This is a genomic window from Corynebacterium sp. HMSC074C04 (genome assembly GCF_001838295.1).
GTDB lineage: Bacteria > Actinomycetota > Actinomycetes > Mycobacteriales > Mycobacteriaceae > Corynebacterium > Corynebacterium amycolatum.
The window spans coordinates 112,971-135,437 of the sequence record NZ_KV836264.1 but is presented as its reverse complement, the minus strand read 5'-3'; the positions used below and the strand labels follow the sequence as shown (position 1 = coordinate 135,437).

Sequence of the window (22,467 nt, the reverse complement as noted above, 5' to 3'; positions counted from 1 at the left end):
CTAGGCCCCTTCTCCATCCGCGCTGTCTGCTAGGCGCACCGCGTTTACGTCTTCAAGTGCCAGCTTATCGACGAGTTCCGCGACCCGAACTCCCTCCAATTCGGCATCCGGGTCGGCATCGAGCCATGGCACCAGCACAAAGGCACGCTCGGTTGCCCACGGGTGCGGCAGGGTCAGAGTCGAATCGTCAGAAATAATCTCCTCGCCGGATTCCTTGTCGATGACCTGCACAATGTCCACGTCGAGCGCCCGCGGCCCCCAGTGAATTTCACGCACTCGACCAGCGTCATTTTCCAGTTTCCAACCAGCTTTCAGTAGCTCCATTGGTGTCCGGCGCGTGTCAACAATGAGTACGGCGTTGAGGAAGTCACCCTGCTCTACCCCACCCCAAGGCGGGGTGGCATAAATTTTTGAGGCTGCGACCAATTCATCGGCGAAGAAGTCCTGCACACCTGTTAGGTTTTCTCGCGCGCGATCCATGTTCGCGCCGATAGAAAGAACTGCGCGAATCATGCCAACCGCTTCTTCCGCGAACGGCGGGCTGTCACCGCAGCGTCATCGAAGTCGAGCGGAATGGGCGCATGTGGTTTGTGAATGGTCACTTCCACCGCATGCAACAGTGGGGACAATCCGCGTTCGGCGCGGGCGTCGTCGTCGGCAAGCACTGCTTCGGCGATCTCGGTCGCGACTGTTTCAATGAGGTTGCGAGGAGTGCCGGTCAAAATCCCGTGCGCTGTGGCTGCAATGTCGGCGTAGTTGACGGTGTCGTCCAGCTCATCGCTCGCAGCAGCACCGGAGAAATCCAGCCACAGGGTGACATCACAGATGAAGTCCTGGCCATCCCGGCGCTCGAAGTCGAGACAACCGTGGTAGCCGTGGGCTTTCAGACCTTTGAGTTCAATACGATCAGCCACTGTGTTTACGCGTCTCCTTCCAGAGTCGACTCGGCTGGTGATTCCGCAGCCGACTCGTCGTGCTGCGCAGCGCGGTTAGACCCACCTTCCGGATAGTCGCCGGCCGCTGTGTAACCGGTCAGTGAACGTCCAAGGTTCCATGCCTGCGCCACACGCACTGCGTCGAGGTTGTCGGCCACATTGTGAACTCGAACCGCCCATGCGCCCGCCGCTGCGGACAGCGCGGAAATTGCGGTAGTCGCGGCATCAGCCTGCTTTGGTGCGCGTACCTCACTGCCAACGGCGGCGACGAAACGCTTGCGGGAAGCACCGACCAACACGGGGAAACCGAGGTCAATAAGCTCCGGCAGGTCGTGGAGGAGCGCCCAATTGTCATCGGCATTTTTGGCAAAGCCCAGGCCTGGGTCGAGGACAATATTTTCCTCGACGATTCCGGCGCCCATGGCACCGTCGACAAGCTGAAGCAGGTGCTCACGGACATCGGCGACAATGCCGTCCGGGTGAGTTTCGGCGCGCCCAGAAGCGGAGCCGAAGCGATCGGTCTTCCAGTGCATCAGACAGATGGGCACATCGGCATCGGCGCAGACTGCGTACATGTTGGGGTCTGCGAGACCGCCGGAGACATCGTTGATGAATACCGCACCCTCGGCGATTGCTGCCTCTGCGACACTTGCGCGCATTGTATCGACGCTGATCAGGTGCCCGTCTGCCGCGAGCTCGCGGACCACCGGCACGACCCGGGCAATTTCCTCATCCTCGGAAACGCGGTGTGCGCCAGGGCGAGTGGACTCGCCACCGATGTCGAGAATATGTGCGCCTTCAGCGAGGAGCTCGTGCGCATGGGCAATCGCCGCGTCGAAGGTCTTGTACAGGCCGCCATCGGAAAAGCTGTCCTCGGTGACGTTGACAATGCCCATCACCTTGCAGAGCTGATTCTCGACACCCATCTCCGCCTGCTGTCCTGCCTGCGCTTGCAAGGGGGATTCAGTCACCTTGTTGTCCAGCCTTTCCAATCGACCATTTAACTGTTGCGTTAGCTCTTGCGGATCAGCGCCATTGCCTCTGCGCGCGAACGGGCATCCGTCTTGAAGCCACCGCGGACGGCTGATGTCACCGTGCGCGCACCCGGCTTGCGGATACCGCGCATGGCCATGCAGAGATGCTCCGCTTCAATAACGACAATCGCCGAGGCCGGATCCAGCCGCTCCACCAAGGCATCCGCAACCTGACTGGTCAGCCGCTCCTGCACCTGCGGGCGCTTCGCATAGCCATCGACCAGACGAGCGAGTTTGGACAGGCCCGTCACACGACCGTCCTTGCCCGGAATGTAACCAATGTGGGCAACGCCAAAGAACGGCACCAAGTGATGCTCACAGGTGGAGTAAATCGGGATGTCCTTGACCAAAACGAGTTCCTGGTGATCCTCGTTGAAGGTCTTCGCCAGCACCTCAGACGGATCTTCAAACAGGCCCGCGAAAACCTCGCGGTAGGCTCGCGCCACTCGCGCCGGTGTCTCCTTCAGGCCTTCCCTGTCGGGATCCTCACCGACGGCAATCAACAGTTCACGAACCGCAGCCTCGGCTCGCTCCTGATCGAATTCGCGCTCCATGATGTGTACTTATCGCTCCTCGTTGGTGTCCGGCTTGTCCTGCCAGGCGCTGTTGTCTTCGTTTCGCTTGACGACGCTGTCTTTATCCGAATCGTGCATCTGTGCACCCTTGTCATCGGAGTTGTCGGCGTTCTTCGCGTTTTCCGAACGTTCTGTGTGTTCCGGCTGCTCGTTATCCGGCAGGCGGAATCCGCGCAGTTCCTGCTGCTGTCCCGCCGACGGCATCACCGTAGTCGGGGTGGCATCGCTACCAGAGTTTTCCTGGTGGTGACGTCCACCCTGCCTGTCCCACGGTATCTTCGGAGGGGCAGGGATATTCGCGGGGCCGTTGCCACCGTCGCTACCAATACCGGTTGCCTTCGAGCCGAAGTCCGGGGAGCCTGCCGGGTAGTTAGCAGTGCCCGGGTGCTGGCCACGCGCGTTGCCCTGGCCATCCTGCGAACCCGGCTGGCTCTGCCCCTCCGGGCGAGGAGCCGGTGCCGGTGCCGGTGCGGCAGCCGAACCGTGCGTGCTGCCGGTATCCTTCGGCGGCCAACCTGGTGCGGTCCAACCAGCCGGCGGTGGGGTGCCACCGTAAACCGGAACATTTGGTCGGTCCTGCTGAGTGCCTGGCAGACCCGGAGCACTAGCATTACCGGCACCAGCGGAGCCTGCCGCCCCCTGACCATTGCCGTTGTTGCCCGCGTCCTGGTTCTCCGGTTCGCGGCGACGCACCGGCGCGAAGATGTTGACACGCTTCGGCGGTTCCTCACCGCGCTCGATTGCCAACTCCACCGGTGTCTTCACCGGTTCGCGGCCATCGGCCGGGTGTTTGGTGTCCCTATCGAAGAAGTTCAGACGCTCACGCGGAACGACATCGGTGAAGATGACTTCCAGATCCGGACGACGTAGGGTCTCCTTCTCCAGCAGTTTCTCAGCCAGAACATCGAGAGTGTCGCGGTTTTCCTTCAAGATGGCGTAGGCCTCGTCATGAGCCTTATTGATCAGCAAACGAACCTGCTGATCAATGGTTGCTGCCACCTCCGGGGAGTAGTCCAGAGAGCCGCTGCCACCGCGGCCGACGAACGGGTCGCCCTGCTCCTCCCCGTACTTCACCGGGCCGAGCTCCGGCGACATTCCGTACTCGGTCACCATGGCGCGAGCAATCTTGGTGGCCTGCTCAATATCGGCAGAAGCACCGGTAGTCGGCAGCCCGAAGACCAGCTCCTCGGCAGCGCGACCACCCATGGCGAAGACCAGACGAGCAAAAAGCTCTGGCAGGTTATACATGCCCTTGTCGTCCTCGGGGACGGTCAACGCATGGCCACCAGTGCGACCGCGAGCCAAGATGGTGACCTTGTAAACACGCTCGATGTCCTTCAGCGCCCACGCAGCCAGGGTGTGACCACCCTCGTGGTAGGCGGTGACCTTCTTCTCCTGCTCGGAGATTACCTTGGAGGTACGGCGCGGACCACCGATAACTCGGTCGACTGCCTCTTCCAGCGCATCCGCAGTAATGATATTGCCGTTGACGCGAGCGGTCAGCAGCGCAGCTTCATTCAGCACGTTCTGCAGATCAGCACCGCTCATACCGGCGGTGCGCTTGGCCAGCGACGTCAGATCCGCGTCCGGCCCCAGCGGCTTGTTCCGAGCGTGGACCTTCAGAATTGCCTCGCGGCCCTTCAGGTCTGGTGCACCCACCGGAATCTGTCGGTCAAAACGGCCCGGGCGCAGCAGCGCCGGGTCGAGAATATCCGGACGGTTGGTCGCAGCCATGATGATCACACCTTGACGATCACCAAAACCATCCATTTCCACCAGCAGCTGGTTCAGGGTTTGCTCACGCTCATCATGGCCGCCGCCCATACCGGCACCACGCTGGCGACCGACGGCGTCAATCTCGTCGATGAAGATAATGCACGGGCTGTTTTCCTTGGCCTGATTAAACAAGTCACGGACACGAGAGGCACCGACACCGACGAACATTTCGACGAAGTCCGAACCCGAGATGGTGTAGAAAGGCACTCCTGCCTCACCAGCGACGGCGCGGGCGAGCAAGGTCTTACCGGTACCGGGAGGCCCGTAGAGCAGGACACCACGCGGAATCTTGGCGCCGAGCTCCTCATAGCGAGCTGGGTGCTGCAGGAAATCCCTAATCTCGTCGAGCTCCTGGACGGCCTCATCGGCACCAGCAACATCCTCGAACGTATTGGTCGGGGTCTCCTTGTTCAGCAGCTTGGCGCGGTTGCCACCAAAGCCGAACATGCCGTTCTTGCCGCCTTGCATGCGGCTGAAGAAGTACATGATGACGAAGAAGAAGATCACCATCGGCAGCAGGAAACCCAAGGTGGACATCAGGAAGGAATCCTGCGTGACCTTGGTATTGAACTTCTCCATGCCCTTGGCGGCAGCGACCTTGTCAAAGACCTGGTCGGTCGCACGCGCTGGATACTTGGTCATCACCTTCGTGACGTCCTCAGTACCCTCGACCTCCACGCCCTTCTTCAGGGTGAGGCGAATTCGCTGTTCGCGATCGTCAATCTGAGCTTCCGTGACATTGCTCTTATCCAATTGGGTCAGGGCAACGGACGTATCCACCTCGCGGTATTCCCGGGAATCATCCGCCAGCTGAGTAATAGCAAAGAGGATAATCAGGATGATGCCGGCAACGGTGGCAAACCGGAACACCTTTTTCTTGTCCATACAGTGAGTTCGCTTTTCGCTCTCTACATCTATTAGTTGCTTTTATTAATTGTACGCATCAACGAGTTCTTCTCGAAGACACATCAATGACACAACATGGGGCCAGGGCTCATGGCACCTGACCCCACAGTAGGCATAACGCATCGCAACCGAAAAAAGTTTCCAACTCCTACTCTTCATAGCTAGAACACAGCTAGAACAGCGTGAGGGTGCGCGCGCAATGCCCGTCGTAAAGCATCGGCACTGTGCAGTAAGTGCCGAAGATTGACCTAGTTCTGATAAACGCGCGGGTGCAGCGTGCCGACGTACGGCAGGTCGCGGTAGCGCTCGGCGTAATCCAGGCCGTAACCGATGACGAACTCGTTCGGAATATCGAAGCCAACATCCGCAACGTCCAGTTTGGTGCGCACAGCCTCCGGCTTACGCAGCAGCGTAATGACCTCCAGGGAGCGCGGATTACGGTTGCGCAGGTTCTTCATCAACCAGGACAGGGTCAGACCAGAGTCAATGATGTCCTCAACGATCACGACATCGCGTCCCTCAATATCGCGATCCAGATCCTTCAAAATACGCACCACGCCTGACGACGAGCTGGAGTTTCCGTAACTGGAAACCGCCATAAACTCCATCTGGCTGGGAATGCTGAGCTGACGGGCGAAGTCAGTCAGGAAGAACACCGCGCCCTTGAGCACTGCGACCAGAATCAGATCGCTGTCGGCATCTTTGTACTTCTCATTCACACGATGCGCCATCTCGGCAATGCGAGCATGCAGCTCCTCTTCGCCAATGAGAACTGCCTCTACCTCATCGCCGTAGGGGTTTGCGGGGACGTTGAAATCCTTCACATCATGCATCGCATTTCCTTTCCGCACTTCTATGGCGGCGTGTCGATGGAGCGTAACTGCCCCAGTGCAAGTTCAGGGTTAAGGCAACCGATAGTTCTCAGCCGCCGGAAGTTGGATTGCGGCACCTTTTCTTAAGACACCGCAGGACGATTCATTACCAATTGTAGAGTGCCATCTTTTCGCTCAACGACCAACCTGGCATTTCTGTCAGCACCATCGCGCCCGCGGGTCACCGGCACTTCCCCCTGGCCGTGATAGCGGTGCACGAGCGCCATAACCATGTCGATCTGTTTACTGCTGGGCTCGGCACCCGCTTGCCTCAACCAACGAGCGAGGACGCGCACCGCGATGGCGTCGTCAAGCTCAGCGACCCCTCGCACAGACAGGCTCCCGCTTGCCGACGTCACTTCCTCCCCCAGCAGCGCATCCAGAGCCGACTCGGCGTGAGCGTCCAAAAAGTCATTGTCGACTGCTGCAATCCCCGCAGTCTTAGCGAGATTTTCCGCAACTCCCGGACCCAGCTCCTGCTCCAGCAGCGGCAAAATCGTCTTTCGAACCCGGACACGGGCGTAATGGTCGTCCTGATTGTGTGGGTCGTGCCAGACTTTTAGGCCCAGCTCTTCACAGCAGCGCTGAGTGTCGGTGCGTCGCACACCGAGCAGCGGACGCAGAATCCGAGTCCCGTCCGACCACGTGAGATTGTCTCTGATAGCGGACAGCGCCTGCGGGCCGCCCCCTCTGGCCAGCCGCAGCAAAACTGTTTCCGCCTGGTCGTCCAACGTGTGGGCGAGCATCAGTGCCGCACCTCGAGATTGGGCAATCTGCCGTAGGACTCGGTGTCGAGCCAAACGCGCCTCGTATTCGGGACCGCGGTCGGAATCGTTATTGATATCGACCGCGATAACCTCGGCCGTAGCCCCCATCCCCCGAGCCATGGTGGCGGCACGCTCGGCGACTTCTGCAGAGCCCTGCTGAAGCTGATGATCAACGACGACGGCGTGAACGTTGCGGCCGGCCAGTGCCCCCTTGGACCCGAAAGCTTCCGCACAGGCCCCGGCGGTCAGGGCGAGCGAATCCGCACCGCCGGAAAGCCCAATGACGATACCGCTGCCCAACTCCTGCCCCACCTGCGGCACTATCGCGCGAACAGCTTGCCGAATGATGAGGAAATGAGGGCTGCGGTCCGGCCAAAAAGGTCTAGCCAACGCGCCCACCACTTGCGATGGTTTCCATCGCTGTAAGCAGAATTCGCTCCTGAGTCGGGCGCGCGATTAGCTGCACCGGCAATCCAGAAGTCGGCTCCACAACGATGCCGGCCGGGAATCCCAGGTAATTCCACGTCGAAACGTAAGGGGTGAAGCGCAGATTGGACAACAGGTTCACAATCCAGGGCATGCGATGCCATGCGCGGATCCGCGGTGGATTCTTGGCCAGAGCCGGAGTAATCAAGATGGTGTCACCCGGCAGCTCACGCTCGATGCGGGCGCCATCGCGTGCCACTTGGCGGCCATTGATTGTGAAACGCAGCAAGCGCCCAATGCCAGCGTGGACTCGGTTGCGCCACTCCAGGTGATCCGGGCACGGCTCGTCACGAAGCTGATCTGCCACCCCCGCAGTCCAGCGCGCGAGCATCGGCAGCGGGTTCAGCGAGTACGGCATGTTCTTTTCCGTGACGGCAAAGCCCTTGTCCGCGAATACTCTCGCCGCCTGTTGCGCCGCATCGACGTACTCCGGTGCAGCCTTTAACCCGAATACGGGCGCAGTGGTGTCCACGCTGACGGCGAAGTTTTCAGGCAGGGTCTTCGCCGGATCCTCCGCATCCACCATGCCATTTGTGAGGATCTTGGTAATCAGGCGCAAGTCCTCGTTGTTGACTGTGAGCACCCCTTGGACAGACATTCCGTACCAGTCATTGCCGCCCACGCGCCCCGGCATTGTTCCCGGGGTCGCCTTCAGGGTCGAAAGCCCGCAGCACGCTGCAGGGATACGCAGCGACCCCATGCCGTCGTTGCCCTGCGCAAACGGAACCATCCCAGCGGCGACAGCCGCTGCGGATCCGCCGGAGGACCCACCCGGAGTGTGCCCCGGCAGAATCGGATTATCGACGGCCAGCCCCGGCAGCGTCGTCGTCCCCCACGTACAGAACTGCGGATTCACCGTAGTTCCCACCGCGATTGCACCGGCGCTAGTCAACTGCTGGACAAACGGGTTCTCTAGAGCAGTGTTTTCCTTCAGCGCGAATGGCACACCTGCGAGCGGCAACTCCGAGAGGTTCTCGCTGTGCTCGAGTTCCCGCGCAACCTGCAGAGCCCTATCCGCCCACACTTCACGGAAGGCATGAATCCCTCCATCCAGTCTGGCGATAGCGTCGAGACTGCGCTGCACGCTGTCGACCGGGCTTAGCTTTCCCTCGCGAACCTGCGCGGCAATCTCGTGGACGGTGGGCAAGTTCCTAATCGCGGAAGTGTGAGAGGCCATTGCGGATTCATCTCCTCAAATTATTTTCAGTGGTAAATGAATCTCAGTTTAGATATCTGCCAGGGCGCTCGCTGCCTTATCGGACGCAGCTCTTGCCGGCAACAGGCTCGCCTCGTTGGAAATCAGTGCGAACGTCAGCACCTGTCCCGACTTCGTCACCACATACCCCGCCAACGCCGAGGCTTTATTCAGCGTGCCTGTCTTCGCACGGACGATGCCCGCCCCGGACTGGCCGGCAAAGCGCGTCGCCAGAGTGCCGGACACCGCCGCCACCGGCAGGCTATCCAACAGTGGGCGCAACGACGTGCTTTCCGACGACTCCTGTGACTCCCCCAGTCCCCCCTGCTCGGCCGATTCCACCGGACCCGCGGCGGAATTGAGCACCTCGGAGAGATGCTGCGGAGAAATACGGTTATCCGTGCTCAGGCCGCTGGAGTCCGACAGCACCGCACCATCGAGAGGAAAACCGTGCTCCGCGAGAGTGTCACGCACGGCACGTGCGGCCCCATCAAAGGTCGGCGGCAGACCGCGAGAGATAGCCACCTCACGGGCAATGGACTCGGCGAGCACGTTGTCGCTGTAGTTCATCATCTCGTGCACACGGGTAACCAGCGGGGCTGACTGCACGAGCGCGATGAGGTTTGGATCCAGAGGCAGTGACTGACCATCCTTGGCCGCATCCCTCAGACTGCCTCCGTTTTCCGCACCAAGCGCCTCGGCCAGTGCATCAGCGGCATCCACAGCCGGCGTGGCGCTGCGCTGCGATTCTTCATTCGTCGGATCGATACGACCGGCGTCCATCATCACCGACTCCACCGGTGCGATGTAGCCGTCCTCCAGCCCCGCACGCTCCCAGGTCTCGTGGAAACTCTCGGTGAATAGAGAGTTGTCGAGATAGACCTTGCCGACCCCCTCCGGAATGACCACGGAAATCTTTTTCGCCAACTCAGCGATTGAAGCCGAATCCTGGAAGAACCCTTCCCCGTCCTTGCTTAAGGTGGGGTCGCCCCCGCCGTGCAAAACGATGTCATTAGTCCCCGTAACCCGGTAGACGCGAGTGGAAACCCGATGATCTTCACCTAAGTCCAACAGCGCGGCAGACGCGGTGAGAATCTTCATGCTGGACGCCGGCAAGGCCACCGCGGTGTCATTGATCCCCCACAGTTTCTGGCCGGTCGAAGCATCGCTGACAATTCCATGCAGCTCACCGAAAGCTGGATCAGCCGCAGCAGCGTCCATGATGGCGCTGACTTTTTGGGCCAGAGTGCCGTCGTCAAGCGAAGACTGCGCAGCCGTCACAGGAGCGGAAACATGACTGACGGCGGGCGGCGCATCGACCACAGTCTGACGATTGTTATTGACGACAACCGCTACGCCGCTGCCCGCTGCAATAACGAGAACACCGGCGATGGCACCGCCGATTTTCAGTCCGCGCGACTTCTTGGATTTGCCGGATTTTACGGAACTGGGCGATTTGGCGTGCCCTTAGCGGCGGTTTTGGAGCTGTCAGAGTCGGTACTCCCCACGGTCACAAACACCTTCTTCCTGGAAACAAAACCTCACTTAAGGTGCACAAATAAACGGTTTTGAGCGGGTTTCGCATAAGATAGCCGTCAGAGAAGTGTACACCGATTATAAGGAGTCATCGCCGTGAGCGTTGAGGTCACTATTGAGATCCCGAAGGGTCAGCGCAACAAGTACGAAGTCGACCATGAGACCGGCAAGGTCTACCTCGACCGTTACCTGTTCACCCCAATGGCCTACCCGGCCGACTACGGCTTCATCGATGAAACCCTCGGCGAGGATGGCGACCCGTTGGACGCTCTCGTAATCCTGCCGGAGCCGGTTTTCCCGGGCGTTATTGTCAAGGCTCGTCCGCTCGGCGTTTTCAAGATGACCGACGAGGCCGGCGGCGACGACAAGCTGCTGTGCGTCCTGGATGACGTCCGCTTTGACCACTACCAGGACATCGACGATGTCTCCCAGTTCACCAAGGACGAGATTGAGCACTTCTTCGTCCACTACAAGGACCTGGAGCCGGGCAAGGAAGTTTCCGGTTCGGGCTGGGGCGACAAGGCCGAGGCTGAGCGCATCCTGGCTGAGGCTATCGAACGCCACAAGTAAGAGCCACAGTTAAGAATTGCGCTGACCACCCCCCCTTCCTGGGGTTCACCCCTTTGACGCAGTTCCTGTGATTCAGCGCTACGGCCGTCGGAGTTTTCCTCCGGCGGCCTTTGCGCTTCCGGCGATAAGGCCAGATTGCGTATAGTGCGCACTATGGAAACCGTAAACGTATCTGAAGTACCCGAAGACGCACAGATCATTGATGTCCGCTCACAGATGGAGTGGAATGACGGCCATGCCACCGGCGCCATTCACATCCCCATGGAAGAGATTCCGTCCCGCTACGGCGAGCTGGATCTGGATTCCGACATTTACCTGATGTGCCGCTCCGGTGGACGTGCCGCTCAGGTTTCTTCCTGGTTGGAGAAGAACGGTATCGACACCATCGTCATCACCGGTGGCATGATCGACTGGGAGCACTTCGGCCGCCCGATGGAGAAGGCCAACTAAATCAACTACAACTGCCCTGCCTACCTGCAGGGCAGTTTTTCATTTATTTACCCACCCCAAAGCACCGACCTTCTAACAATCCGCAGGCAAACAGGGGCATTATTAGTTGGCCATGTCCCATTATTGATGGTTCCCCAGATTGTCTAGTATGGGAAGTATGTCTGATTCATCCGTACTTTCCTCGGCAGACTCCGCCGACGCCAGCGGTGGTGTGGCAGCCGACGTAGGCGCGAAGGTGCCTGCTGTCGACGCACAGAGCGGCACCAAGGCGAAGAAGGCTCGCAAGGGGGCGAAAGCCAAAAACAAGGCCAGTGCTAAGGCCAGAACTAAGTCCAAGTGCAAGCCCGGCTCCGCAAGCGAACCCGCCGTCGCACCGGCGGCCCTGCGCAAATCCGCGTCCTGGTGTCTGGCAAAGCTCGACGCGGCTGTCCGTACCAGTGTCAACGCGGCTCTTGGCCGCACTCAGATTGAGTCGATTTCCATCCGCGGGTATTGGGTTCTGGAGGCCATCGCCGATGGCGGCGACATGGCTCAAACCGAGCTGAGCGCACTGCTCGGCATGGATCGCTCTGACATGGTTCGCCTAATCGACTCTCTGGAGTCGGCAAATCTAGTCGAGCGCACCCGGGACTCCAAAGATCGTCGCCGCCAGCTCATCGCGCTGACAGAAACGGGCAACACCACCCGCGCATCTCTGCGACGCTCACTCCGCAGAGCCGAGCGCGCCGCCGTCTCCGAATGTGCACCCGAGGTACGCGCACTGCTTGCATCGCTTGCCGACGACTCCGCTGCAAGCCACGAAAATGACACCGGTACTCCGCTTTCTGACAATGCCGGCGCGAAGAATCCTGAGACCGCTACCCCAGAGGCCACGGCCACTGAGACAGACACCAAGGGCATGGCGGAGAATAAGACGCAGGCGACGTCGTCAAGCGATGCCCAGCGTCCTAAACGGAAGAAGTCGAAGAAGAAGAAAAAGCGCAAGAAGAATAAGAAGGGGGCTCTCAAGTGACAACCACTGAAGCGAAGTTCCTACGCACTACGGAACAGCCGCTTGAGCGCACACTCATTGACATTGTCCGGGCGACCGCGCGAAGGTTCCCTGAGGCTGAGGCCATCGATGACGGCGAGGTTGTCGTCACGTATGCGGAATTGATCAACGAGATTGATTCCACAGCTACGTGGCTCTACGAACAGGGCATCCGTCGCGGCGACCGCATTGGTGTGCGGATGCCGTCGGGAAGCCGCGAGCTCTACCTGGCAATTTTGTCCATTATGGCTGCCGGTGCCGCCTACGTTCCGGTGGATGCGGACGACCCCGACGAGCGTGCCGAAATGGTCTTCGACGAGGCCGGTATCGCCGGTTACTTCGATGCTGAAGGCCTACATTTGGCTGGCTCCACGGCACGTAATCGCCCCCGCCCGCTGGACTCCGACGCCGACTCCGACGAGGAAGAGACGGAACCGACGCCGCCAAGCGCACGCGAGATTATCTCGCAGGAGCCCACTCCTGACGATGACTGCTGGATTATTTTCACCTCTGGCTCCACCGGTAAGCCCAAGGGCGTGGCGGTCACCCACCGCAGCGCCGCCGCTTTTGTCGATGCGGAGGCCCGATGGTTCTTGGCCAACCACCCGGAAGGGCCGCTCGGCCCGGACGACCGCGTTCTCGCCGGCCTGTCCGTCGCCTTCGACGCCTCCTGTGAGGAAATGTGGCTGGCCTGGCGAAATGGTGCCTGCCTGGTGCCGGCCCCGCGTTCGCTGGTGCGCTCCGGTGTGGACCTGGGCCCATGGCTGATTTCCCGCCACATCACCGCTGTTTCCACGGTGCCGACACTGGCCGGCCTGTGGCCCGCCGAGGCACTCGACAGCGTGCGCCTGCTCATCATCGGCGGCGAGGCCTGCCCGCAAGAGCTGGTCGAGCGACTGTCCACCCCAGAACGCGAAATGTGGAACACCTACGGCCCCACTGAGGCCACCGTCGTGGCCTCCGGCATCGAGCTGAAGCCTGGCAAGCCCGTGACCATTGGTTTTCCTCTGGACGGCTGGGACCTCACCGTTATCGACGAGGAGGGCAACCCCGTCCTACCGGGCACCAAGGGCGAGCTGGTCATTGGCGGTGTGGGACTCGCACGATACCTGGATCCGGAGAAGGACGCCGAGAAGTACGCGCCGCTGCCAGCCCTGGGCTGGGAGCGCGCGTACCGCACCGGCGACCACGTCATCATGGATGAGGACGGACTGTACTTCACCGGCCGCGTCGACGATCAGGTGAAAATCGGCGGGCGCCGTATTGAGCTCGGCGAGGTCGAGGCGCACCTGGCTGCCCTCCCCGGCGCTACTCAGGCGACTGTCGTGGTGCAGAAGACCGGTGCTGGCGACTCCATCCTGGTCGGCTACGTCGGCGCCGGTGGCGACGCCGCAGCCATGGACTACGACAAGTGCATGGACACTCTCCGCGATGCCATGCCAGCCGCGATGGTGCCACGCCTGCACATCATGGATGAGCTGCCGGTACGCACCTCCGGCAAGGTCGACAAGGCGGCGTTGCCGTGGCCACTGCCTGCGCGTGCGGGGGAGGGCGACGTCGACAAGCTGAACCCTGTGGAGAAATGGCTGTCCGATATCTGGGCGGACGTGCTGTCCGTACCTGCGCCCGGCGCGGCCTCGGACTTCTTCGCCCTGGGCGGCACGTCGCTGGCGGCGGCGAGCGTCATCGCGCGTATTCGTCAGCGCGCCCCACAGGTCGCCGTGCGCGATCTCTACGACCACCCACGCCTGGGAAACCTCGCCGAGGAACTGGTCGCTCGCGGTTTCATCAGCGACGACATGCTTGCCGACGACGCCAGCGACCCCACCGCCCACCTGGAAAAGGTGCCCGAGCCGACGCCTGTCTCCCGCAAGACCCGTTGGGCGCAGGTCGGCCTCATGGTGCCGCTGCAGTGGGCACGTGGTATGCGCTGGGTAACGTGGCTTGCGATTATCAACTGGGTTATCGGCGGGCCGCTGGCACTACCAGGCTGGTTGGTGGCTGTACTGGCCGTGTTGTTCCTGACCCCGCTGGGGGTTATGCCCATCAACGCGGCGACGACACGCCTGCTCACGCGCAACATCGCCCCGGGTGATTACCCGCGTGGCGGCTCGGTGCATCTGTGCCTATGGGCGGCTGAACGCCTGGCAGAGAGCTCCGGCGCCCACTCAGTGGCGGGCGCTCCGTTCGTGCTGTGGTATGCCCGCATGCTGGGTGCCCGCATTGGTAAGGGCGTGAATCTGCACGCGCTGCCGCCGGTGACGGGTCTGGTCAAACTGGATGATTACTGCTCGATCGAGCCGGAGGTAGACCTGTCCGGATACTGGGTCGATGGTGATGTCGTCCACGTCGGCGAGGTCACTATTGGCAAGCACGCCCGCATCGGTGCCCGTTCAACGCTGCTGCCCGGCGCGCGTATCGGCAATGACGCTCACATCGAGGCGGGGTCCACCGTCACCGGTGAAAAAAAGGTCAAGGCTGGTGCGCGCTGGTCGGGTTCCCCGGCTCGCAAGGTCGGCCGGTCCAAGCACCGCTTCCCGGAGGAAGTCCCGCCGGCGCGTCGCCACTGGGTGGCTATCTACGGTCTTACCGCTGTCTTGCTGACGCTGGTGCCGCTGTCCGCTGCGGTCGCGATGGCTGCTGTCATCGGTTGGGGCACGGGACTTATCGACGGCACCACCGAGCTAACCACCTCGAATCTCTGGCCAACGCTGGGCAGCGCCGTGCTGTGGGCTATTCCCGCCACCTTCGTCGGTGTTGCGGTGTATGCCCTGCTGACGCTGATTCTCGTGCGCCTGTTCAGCATCGGCCTGAAGCCGGGAGTGTTCCCGGTGCGTTCGCGCGTGGGTTGGCAGTCCTGGGCGACAATTCGCCTGATGGATGCTGCTCGTCACGACCTGTTCTTCATCTACGCCTCCATGCTGACTCCACTGTGGCTGCGTGCACTGGGCGCCCAGATTGGTCACGACAGCGAGGTCTCCACCGCGATTGGTATTCCGAAGTTCTTGCACGTCAAGGACGAGTCCTTCTTGGCTGACGACACCATGGTCGGCAGCTACGAGCTCGGCGGCGGTTGGCTGCTGGTAGGCGACTCCCGCATCGGCAAGCGCGCCTTCCTGGGCAACTCCGGCATCACGCTTCCGGAACGCAAGCTGGCGAAGAACTCGCTGGTGGCCGTGCTGTCCTCTACTCCGAAGAAGACCAAGTCCGGTTCCAACTGGTGGGGTTCGCCACCAGAGCGCATGCGCCGTGTGGGAACCGTCTCCAGTGATGAGTCGGCGCAGACCTACCGTCCGACTACGGGGTTGAAGGTCGCCCGCAGCATTGTGGAGACGCTGCGTGTCCTGGCGCCGATGGTCTCTCTCATGCTGGCGACGATCACGCTGTTTAGCCTGCAGGGAATTGGTATGTTCACCGCGGAGCTGGTCACTGCAGGTGGCGTTGGCGCTGCCCTGCTCGGCCTGGTGGTCGCGTGGCTGCTCTCCCCTGCCGTGCTACTGATTATTGGTGCGCTGGGGCTGCTCATCACGGTCGTGGCCAAGTGGGTGTGCGTCGGCAAGCACAAGCCCGGTGACCACCCGCTGTGGAGTAAGTTCGTCTGGCTCAATGAGCTGCAGGATACGTTCGTCGAAATGGTCGCCGCGCCGTGGTATCTGAACCCGGCGATGGCCACCGGCGGTATCGCACGCGCGATGCGGCTGCTCGGCGCGAACGTTGGCCACGGCGTGTGGCTGGAGACGTACTGGCTGCCCGAGACCGACCTGATCACGATCGAGCGAGGTGCTTCTGTCGGCCGCGGTTGTGTCGTTCAGACGCACCTGTTCACCGACCGCGTGATGACGCTCGACACCGTCCACATCGGACACGGCTCCGTCCTGGGACCGCACTCAGTCGCACTGCCGGCATCTGTGCTTGACGACGGCTGCCGCGTCGAACCCGGTTCTCTCGTTATGCGCGGTGACCACGTTCCTGCGCATACCTCCTGGCGAGGTAACCCGATTGAGCCGGTAGTGGCAAAGAAGAAGTAGCCCGGCTTGTGTAGGGCTTTGTAGGAGCTTTGTTGGGGCCTTGTTGGGGCCTTGTTGGCACAACGGGCTGCAAATGTGAAACTGTGCAAGCTTATAGCACTTTCAAGCCATTTTTCGGGCAATTTTTGCTATAAACGCAGTCAGTAACTCACATTGGCCCGCTGCCGCCAGCCATAAACGCAGTCAGTTACTCGCATTGGGGCTAAGTAGGGCTAAGTAGCAAAAGGTGCCCACCCGGCGACACGCCGAGCGGACACACTTTTGCTACTTAACCCGCTATTTATTTTTCGGCTTTTTGGTTCCGGCTTACTCTGCTAGCTGCAAACGAGCCTGCTTCGCTGCGGCTACCAATACTTTCAGTGAAGCCGTAACCTCTTCCCAACCTCGGGTCTTCAGACCGCAGTCCGGATTGATCCACAGCAAGCTGGGGTCAACACTTTCGAGCGCATCTTCCACGAGCTGGCTGACTTCTCCGTCCGTCGGCACGCGAGGCGAGTGGATGTCCCAGACGCCTGGACCAATCCCACGAACGTATCCCTCATCCTTCAGCGCTGCGAGCACCTGCATGCCGTTGCGAGCTGCTTCGATGGACGTGACATCGGCGTTGAGTTCATCGACGGTGTCAATGAGCTCATTGAAGTCCGAGTAGCACATATGCGTGTGAATCTGAATCTCGTCAGCCACGCCAGAGGTAGCCAGGCGGAAGGACCCCACAGCCCACTTCAGGTAGGCGGACTGGTCCGCTTCATTCAGGGGCAACAACTCGCGAATGGCTGGCTCATCGACCTGCACAATCTGCGCTCCAGCGGCCACGAGATCTGCAATCTCATCGCGCAAAACCAGCGCAACATTATCCGCAGTGTCACCGATTGGCTGGTCATCACGGACAAACGACCATGCCAACATGGTCACTGGCCCAGTGAGCATTCCCTTGACGGGAAGGTCAGTCATGTTTGCCGCTGCCTTGTACCACTGCACCGTCATTGGCTCTGGCCTGGTGATATCACCGTAGAGGATCGGCGGCCGCACGCAGCGGGAACCATAGCTTTGGACCCAGCCATTGGCGGTCGCGAGGTAGCCGTCCAGCTGCTCCGAGAAGTACTGGACCATGTCGTTGCGCTCAGGTTCACCGTGAACCAGCACATCGAGCCCCAGTTCTTCCTGCTGTTCAATGGCAGATCGAATTTCAGCGAGCATTGACGACTCGTAGTCAGCTGGGGTGAGCTCTCCCGAGCGCAGCTGTGCACGTGCACGTCGAATGCTATTGGTCTGCGGGAAGGAACCGATTGTGGTGGTCGGCAGCGGAGGCAGGTTAAGGGTCTCAGCCTGAGCCGCCTGGCGAGCTGCAAACGGGGAACGGTTACGGTCGCTATCCTCGATTGCCGCCAAAGCTTCACGAACTTCAGGCTTAACAATCCGCTTCGATTCTGCCCTCGATGCCAGTGCTGCCCGGGACTCCCTCAACACCTTCAAATCCGCGGCATCGAGTTGGCGGTCATTCAACTTAGCATCAAGCGCCCTCGCCAAGAGTGTCACCTCGGCGATTTTCTCATCGCCGAAGGCCAGCCACTGCAGCACCTCGGCTTCTTCTTCGCTCGGGTTTTCCGAGGCCAGGGAGTACGGGACATGTAGCAGCGAACAGCTAGTCGACACCGCGATGGGGCCTCGAGCTGCCAGCTTCTCCAGCGTCGCCAGGGCTGCATCCAAGTCGGTGCGCCACACATTACGACCATCGACGATTCCCGCGACCAGCAGTTCCTTGCCAGTCCAATGCGGCAGCTCGGAGCTACCAGCTACCAGGTCGCAACCAATGGCCTGCACGCCTGTGCCAGAAAGGGTTTTCAGTGCCTGACCACCATCACCAAAGTAGGTCTGCACCCACAATTTGGCATTTGCAGACTCCGACACGCCAGCCAATTTCTCGTAGACCTGGCGAGTCCTAGCAAGTGTCACTTCGTCGAGGTCAGTGACCAATACCGGCTCATCGAGCTGAATCCACTCAAAGCCTTTCTCTCCCAGTTGAGCAATGACGTCAGCGTACGCATCGGTCAACTTTTCCAAAAGGCCAAGTGGGTTAGAACCATCGTCGGTACGCGACAGGCTCAAGTAGGTCACTGGACCAATCAAATGTGGACGCAACATGGTTGTGGCGCCATTGTTCAAGCTGCAGGAATCGTCCAACCAGTCAGTGAGGTCGATGGTGAATTCCGTATTGGCCGACAGTTCCGGAACGATGTAGTGGTAATTAGTGTCGAACCACTTGGTCATTGCGGATGCCGGCTGCGTCTTTGTACCGCGAGCGGTGGCGAAGTAGTGGTTAATCCATTCTGGCAGATTGGAACCGTCCGTTTTCGGGGCATCCTGGAAGCGGGCTGGAAGCACTCCAAGCAGCGCCGATGTATCCAGCATGGAGTCGTAGAACGAGCGCCCAATTGTCGGAACCGAGTCGATTCCCGCCTTCAGCGCCGCGCCGATGTAGCTATTGACAGTATTGCGCGCCGTCGCGGCCAGCAAGCCGCCGGTCGCCGGGTCGCGCCAGTAGTTTTCCAGAGCTCTTTTGAGCTCACGATTACGCCCTATCCGCGGAATGCCCGCGAGGGTTGCGTGAATTGCCATGATCTCGTGATTTCCTCGTCAGTCGTGATCAGCATCGGATATGAAATTGCACAACCGGCAGGCATTCGGACTTGTCATCACTGAAAAGATTGGTTATCAACGCGTCGGATAAACCAAAGTTCTGGCGGTGATGCTTACCGTTGCGGGACAGTTCCGGACTTGCACCGGGATTCCCCTGCATAACTCGAGGGCCTATTGCGCTAGGCTAAAAACACACCTTGCGCGGAAAACGTGCGATATGCAGCACTTTCCTTTATGAACTCCTTCGAGGCGGCTGTGGATGTGAAGTATATCGCAATATACAAATATCTCATTCACTTAGCCCCTCCCCAAGCCTTTGCTTTGAGCTCTCCTGCTGGGGCCAAAGTGATTAAGCTCGTAGTCATAAAGGCTATTTATCCCACCTTTTCAAGGAGTGACCTCGAGTGACACAGGCTTCCGAAACTTCCCTGAGGGGCGCCAAGATTCCGTTCGATGGTTCGGTCCAGTCAGGCATTGAACAGCCCGGCCAAGCGCATCTTCGCCTTGTCGCATTCGATTTGAAGGACGGCATCGACGCAGCAGATCTGAAGGAACTGTTCTCCTCGCTTACCGACGTTGCCCGCCGCCTCACCCAAGGCCAGGACATCGAGGGGTATCTGGAACCGGAAATGGTCGCAGCCACCGCAAACCTGACCATTACCGCGGGTTTCGGTGAGCGTATCTTCGACATCCTGGGCAAACCAGAGCGCAAGCCCGCTGGCCTGCACGATATCCCTGCTTTCCAACACGACATGCTTCGCCCGGAATGGAGCCAGTCGGACTTTGTGTTGCAGCTGTGCGGCGATGACCTCGTCACCGTTACCGCGGCGGCCAGATTGCTGGAAAAGAAAGCGGCTACATGGGCTACCGTGAAGTGGTTCCAGAAGGGCTTCTCCTACGCCTGGGGTTCGCAACCTTACGGCGCCACCCCACGCAACCCGCTGGGCCAGCTCGACGGCACCGTCAACCCTTCGACTCCAGAAGAATGGTCCGAGCAGGTGTGGATTGACTCAAAGGACAAGGCAATCAACAATTCCTGTGTCATGGTTGTTCGCCGCATCGCACTCGACCTGAACAACTGGGATGAACTCAGCACCGACGAACGCTCCATCGTTATCGGCCGTGACTTCCACACCGGCGCTCCTCTTTCCGGCGGCGAAAGCGAGTTCGATGAAGAGGACATGGACGCCATCGATGACAAGGGAGAGTACCTCATCCACCGCCAGTCTCACTTGGCACTGTCCCGTGAGCAGGACGGCCAGCCTGACGACGCCCTGCGTCGCCGCGCCTATGCATACGAAGACCAGCCCGGTGAGCCGGCCTTCCCGTTCCAAGGACCGAACGTCGGCCTGGTCTGGGTTGCATTCCAGAAGAACCCGGACAACCAGTTCAGCGCAATCCAGGCCCGCTTGGATCGCGGCGATCTGCTCAATGAGTGGAACCGCCACATCGGCTCCGCTGTGTACTGGATCGCCCCTGGCACCACCCCAGATTCCTACTGGGGCCAGGAGCTGATTGAGGGGTAGAGGGCTGCGGTCTGGCGGGCTACAGTCTGGCGGACTAAAAAGCTTACGGGCTGCAAATGTGAAACTGTGCGAGGTTATGACACTTTCGGGCAAAATTTCTGGCCGTTTTTGTCATAAACTCAGGCACTAACTCGCATCGCCCCGGCGCTGCCAGCCATAAGAAAACGCCCGCCGAGTGCCTGAGCACTCCTGCGGGCGTTACTACTAGACAAGAACTCTGTCAGTCACGAGCCACCGAACTAGTCACCAATCTGGTCGCGGCCACGCTTAACAATCTTCGGATCCGGAGTACCGACCAGCTCGTGGTCCTTCTCCGTGTACTCAAACTTGCTCAGCACGTAACGCATTGCGTTGATGCGGGCACGCTTCTTGTCGTTGGACTTAATGGTGATCCACGGGGACTCATCGGTATCCGTGTAACGGAACTGCTCTTCCTTCGCGCGGGTGTAGTCACCCCAACGATCCAGCGATGCGAGGTCCATCGGAGAGAGCTTCCACTGACGTACCGGGTCGACCTGGCGAATAGCGAAGCGAGTGCGCTGCTCTTTCTGGGTCACCGAGAACCACAGCTTGGTCAGCGAAATACCGGAGCCCAAAATCATGTTCTCCAGCATCGGAACCTCACGCAGGAACTCTGCGTGCTGCGACTCAGTACAGAAACCCATCACGCGCTCAACGCCCGAACGGTTGTACCAAGAACGGTCGAAGAAGACGATCTCGCCAGCGCACGGAAAGTGCTCAATGTAGCGCTGGAAGTACCACGAGGTGGACTCACGCGGCGACGGCTTTTCCAGAGCCACGGTACGAGCACCACGCGGATTCAGGTGCTCGTTAAAGCGCTTAATGGTACCGCCCTTACCAGCGGCGTCACGGCCTTCGAAGAGGATGATGTGCTTCTGACCAGTTTCCTTGGTCCAGTTCTGCCACTTCAGAAGCTCAATCTGCAGCTTCCTCTTAATAGACTCGTATTCCTTGCGCGTCATGCGCTCCTCGTACGGGTAGCCATCGCGCCAGGTATCAACCCGCTCACCGTCTGGAGTGACCAGTACCGGATCGTCCTCATCAGAATCATCGACGACGTAACCTTCGGTCTTCGCCAAATCGACGATGTGGAATTCCTCTTCATTCTTGTCAGCCATACCCTTTATCCTACTGAATTTCTCTGCCACACGTCCCCCATGCGGGTGCCCTTACCTGCAATTTCCCAGCAGTTAACGTTCCGTCTTACCGAAACTGAGGGGTGGGACTGCACGCAGCGACCGTCGATAAGCACTGCGCGTACAATAAATGCCATGTTGTTATCCGAGGCTCTTGCCGCACGATCCGAGGTCTCTGACCGTCTCGCTGAAATTAATCGCCGTCTCTCGCTGGTTGCTCAGGTGCAGGAAGGCGATACGCCTGATGAAGATCCGCAAGCACTTATCGCCGAAGCCGAGCGTCTGATGACACGCTTCGAATGGCTGGTGCGCTCGATTAACGCAACGAATTCCGCTACTGCCTTCGAGGACGGAACGCTTAGCGACGCACTTGCGAAGCGCGACCACCTGCTAACACGGCGGCGGTTCTACACCTCCGCAGCCGATCAGGGCTCTGGGCGGCGGGATCGATACTCAGCTTCGGAGATTCGCTATGTCGCCACCGTGGATATCCGGTCGCTGCGCCAGAAAGCCGACAAGGCAGCGAAGGAATACCGGGACTTGGATACCCGTATTCAGCAGGCGAACTGGTCGACGGAGCTTATAGAGGCCGAGAATAAGCCGGCCGAGTAGCTAAGCAGCAAGGGCCGTTAGTGAAACTGGCAGAGCGGAAATTGCGGAATAACCAGTAAGACTCGTTAGCGGGATTTGTAGAATCTAAAAAGTCGGTAGTTGCATCCAGATTGTCGGCGAGCGCGACGGCCCGTCTCTGGCCTTAAAGAGGCACCAAGGATCTCACCTCTGTACTGAGGCAACAGGATGAATAACAGACAGTCCTCGGCATTGCGTACATGGGTACAGATCATCGGTTATTTTTCACTACCAAGCGCTGAGGCGTCTGATGCAACGAGGGTGGGTTCGGGGACTTAAAACTTTCGTCAAATTACACAGAAAAAGCGCCGCTGAGGGACAACCCTCAGCGGCGCTTTTTAGGCTAACTCAAGCAGT

At 59.9% G+C, this 22,467-nt stretch carries 18 protein-coding genes and 1 riboswitch; of the genes, 7 read left to right on the top strand and 11 right to left on the bottom strand.

Annotated elements, in window-relative coordinates; translation table 11 throughout:
- The 9 genes from folK to dacB form a co-directional block, all read right to left on the bottom strand.
- Positions 1–513, bottom strand: coding sequence for a 2-amino-4-hydroxy-6-hydroxymethyldihydropteridine diphosphokinase (gene folK, locus HMPREF3011_RS00590; protein ID WP_038626655.1), 513 nt, complete (start codon positions 511–513; stop codon positions 1–3).
- Positions 510–914: a dihydroneopterin aldolase gene (gene folB, locus HMPREF3011_RS00585; RefSeq protein WP_005510214.1), complete on the bottom strand. Its 405-nt coding sequence runs from the start codon at positions 912–914 to the stop codon at positions 510–512. The genes folK and folB overlap by 4 nt, the downstream gene beginning before the upstream one ends.
- A gap of 5 nt (positions 915–919) precedes the next feature.
- Positions 920–1,861, bottom strand: coding sequence for a dihydropteroate synthase (gene folP / locus HMPREF3011_RS00580; protein ID WP_038629186.1), 942 nt, complete (start codon positions 1,859–1,861; stop codon positions 920–922).
- Positions 1,862–1,947: 86 nt separating this feature from the next.
- Positions 1,948–2,523, bottom strand: a complete 576-nt coding sequence (gene folE / locus HMPREF3011_RS00575; protein WP_049181131.1) for a GTP cyclohydrolase I FolE — start codon at positions 2,521–2,523, stop codon at positions 1,948–1,950.
- Between the two features lie 9 nt (positions 2,524–2,532).
- Positions 2,533–5,205, bottom strand: a complete 2,673-nt coding sequence (gene ftsH, locus HMPREF3011_RS00570) for an ATP-dependent zinc metalloprotease FtsH (protein WP_070840973.1) — start codon at positions 5,203–5,205, stop codon at positions 2,533–2,535.
- A 269-nt stretch (positions 5,206–5,474) separates the two neighbouring features.
- Positions 5,475–6,059 carry a hypoxanthine phosphoribosyltransferase gene (hpt, locus tag HMPREF3011_RS00565; RefSeq protein ID WP_038626661.1) on the bottom strand — a complete coding sequence of 195 codons (585 nt, stop codon included), beginning with the start codon at positions 6,057–6,059 and terminating at the stop codon, positions 5,475–5,477.
- A gap of 122 nt (positions 6,060–6,181) precedes the next feature.
- The gene (tilS, locus tag HMPREF3011_RS00560; RefSeq protein WP_224786628.1) at positions 6,182–7,255 is read right to left on the bottom strand and encodes a tRNA lysidine(34) synthetase TilS; all 1,074 of its coding nucleotides are present in this window, start codon (positions 7,253–7,255) and stop codon (positions 6,182–6,184) included.
- Positions 7,248–8,528 carry an amidase family protein gene (locus tag HMPREF3011_RS00555; RefSeq protein ID WP_052155545.1) on the bottom strand — a complete coding sequence of 427 codons (1,281 nt, stop codon included), beginning with the start codon at positions 8,526–8,528 and terminating at the stop codon, positions 7,248–7,250. Before HMPREF3011_RS00555 ends, tilS begins: the two co-directional genes overlap by 8 nt.
- Before the next feature lie 48 nt (positions 8,529–8,576).
- Positions 8,577–9,827, bottom strand: a complete 1,251-nt coding sequence (dacB, locus tag HMPREF3011_RS00550) for a D-alanyl-D-alanine carboxypeptidase/D-alanyl-D-alanine endopeptidase (RefSeq protein WP_246821369.1) — start codon at positions 9,825–9,827, stop codon at positions 8,577–8,579.
- A gap of 12 nt (positions 9,828–9,839) precedes the next feature.
- Here dacB and HMPREF3011_RS11285 point away from each other — a divergent pair, with 12 nt between their 5' ends.
- The 5 genes from HMPREF3011_RS11285 to HMPREF3011_RS00530 all read left to right on the top strand — a co-directional run bounded on the left by HMPREF3011_RS11285 (position 9,840) and on the right by HMPREF3011_RS00530 (position 16,160).
- Positions 9,840–10,118 carry a hypothetical protein gene (locus tag HMPREF3011_RS11285; protein WP_246821368.1) on the top strand — a complete coding sequence of 93 codons (279 nt, stop codon included), beginning with the start codon at positions 9,840–9,842 and terminating at the stop codon, positions 10,116–10,118.
- A 60-nt stretch (positions 10,119–10,178) separates the two neighbouring features.
- Positions 10,179–10,652, top strand: coding sequence for an inorganic diphosphatase (locus HMPREF3011_RS00545; protein ID WP_005510088.1), 474 nt, complete (start codon positions 10,179–10,181; stop codon positions 10,650–10,652).
- Positions 10,653–10,805: 153 nt separating this feature from the next.
- The gene (locus HMPREF3011_RS00540; RefSeq protein WP_038626665.1) at positions 10,806–11,102 is read left to right on the top strand and encodes a rhodanese-like domain-containing protein; all 297 of its coding nucleotides are present in this window, start codon (positions 10,806–10,808) and stop codon (positions 11,100–11,102) included.
- Between the two features lie 157 nt (positions 11,103–11,259).
- Complete coding sequence (locus HMPREF3011_RS00535) at positions 11,260–12,114, top strand: MarR family winged helix-turn-helix transcriptional regulator (protein ID WP_038626667.1); 855 nt, start codon at positions 11,260–11,262, stop codon at positions 12,112–12,114.
- The gene (locus HMPREF3011_RS00530) at positions 12,111–16,160 is read left to right on the top strand and encodes a Pls/PosA family non-ribosomal peptide synthetase (protein WP_070840971.1); all 4,050 of its coding nucleotides are present in this window, start codon (positions 12,111–12,113) and stop codon (positions 16,158–16,160) included. The genes HMPREF3011_RS00535 and HMPREF3011_RS00530 overlap by 4 nt, the downstream gene beginning before the upstream one ends.
- 306 nt (positions 16,161–16,466) lie before the next feature.
- Here the strand turns inward: HMPREF3011_RS00530 and metE are convergent, their stop codons facing one another.
- The gene (gene metE, locus HMPREF3011_RS00525; RefSeq protein ID WP_038626671.1) at positions 16,467–18,776 is read right to left on the bottom strand and encodes a 5-methyltetrahydropteroyltriglutamate--homocysteine S-methyltransferase; all 2,310 of its coding nucleotides are present in this window, start codon (positions 18,774–18,776) and stop codon (positions 16,467–16,469) included.
- Positions 18,777–18,814: 38 nt separating this feature from the next.
- Positions 18,815–18,987: riboswitch (cobalamin riboswitch) on the bottom strand.
- Between the two features lie 214 nt (positions 18,988–19,201).
- Between metE and HMPREF3011_RS00520 the strand changes: the two genes are divergently transcribed.
- Positions 19,202–20,323, top strand: a complete 1,122-nt coding sequence (locus tag HMPREF3011_RS00520) for a Dyp-type peroxidase (protein WP_038626673.1) — start codon at positions 19,202–19,204, stop codon at positions 20,321–20,323.
- 239 nt (positions 20,324–20,562) lie between these two features.
- On the opposite strand, the gene ppk2 is transcribed toward HMPREF3011_RS00520, so the two are convergent.
- Positions 20,563–21,462, bottom strand: coding sequence for a polyphosphate kinase 2 (gene ppk2, locus HMPREF3011_RS00515; protein WP_005510168.1), 900 nt, complete (start codon positions 21,460–21,462; stop codon positions 20,563–20,565).
- Between the two features lie 153 nt (positions 21,463–21,615).
- Here ppk2 and HMPREF3011_RS00510 point away from each other — a divergent pair, with 153 nt between their 5' ends.
- Positions 21,616–22,092, top strand: a complete 477-nt coding sequence (locus HMPREF3011_RS00510) for a DIP1984 family protein (protein ID WP_038626675.1) — start codon at positions 21,616–21,618, stop codon at positions 22,090–22,092.
- The last annotated feature ends 375 nt before the right edge of the window (positions 22,093–22,467 follow it).

Excerpts from the sequence above, each read along its gene's own strand:
- HMPREF3011_RS00555 (WP_052155545.1), bottom strand. The coding sequence starts at position 8,528 with ATGGCCTCTCACACTTCCGCGATTAGGAACTTGCCCACCGTCCACGAG.
- HMPREF3011_RS11285 (WP_246821368.1), top strand. The coding sequence starts at position 9,840 with ATGACTGACGGCGGGCGGCGCATCGACCACAGTCTGACGATTGTTATT.
- ppk2 (WP_005510168.1), bottom strand. The coding sequence starts at position 21,462 with ATGGCTGACAAGAATGAAGAGGAATTCCACATCGTCGATTTGGCGAAG.
- folK (WP_038626655.1), bottom strand. The coding sequence starts at position 513 with ATGATTCGCGCAGTTCTTTCTATCGGCGCGAACATGGATCGCGCGCGA.
- metE (WP_038626671.1), bottom strand. The coding sequence starts at position 18,776 with ATGGCAATTCACGCAACCCTCGCGGGCATTCCGCGGATAGGGCGTAAT.
- folP (WP_038629186.1), bottom strand. The coding sequence starts at position 1,861 with ATGGGTGTCGAGAATCAGCTCTGCAAGGTGATGGGCATTGTCAACGTC.
- HMPREF3011_RS00535 (WP_038626667.1), top strand. The coding sequence starts at position 11,260 with ATGTCTGATTCATCCGTACTTTCCTCGGCAGACTCCGCCGACGCCAGC.
- ftsH (WP_070840973.1), bottom strand. The coding sequence starts at position 5,205 with ATGGACAAGAAAAAGGTGTTCCGGTTTGCCACCGTTGCCGGCATCATC.
- HMPREF3011_RS00540 (WP_038626665.1), top strand. The coding sequence starts at position 10,806 with ATGGAAACCGTAAACGTATCTGAAGTACCCGAAGACGCACAGATCATT.
- HMPREF3011_RS00510 (WP_038626675.1), top strand. The coding sequence starts at position 21,616 with ATGTTGTTATCCGAGGCTCTTGCCGCACGATCCGAGGTCTCTGACCGT.
- hpt (WP_038626661.1), bottom strand. The coding sequence starts at position 6,059 with ATGCATGATGTGAAGGATTTCAACGTCCCCGCAAACCCCTACGGCGAT.
- folE (WP_049181131.1), bottom strand. The coding sequence starts at position 2,523 with ATGGAGCGCGAATTCGATCAGGAGCGAGCCGAGGCTGCGGTTCGTGAA.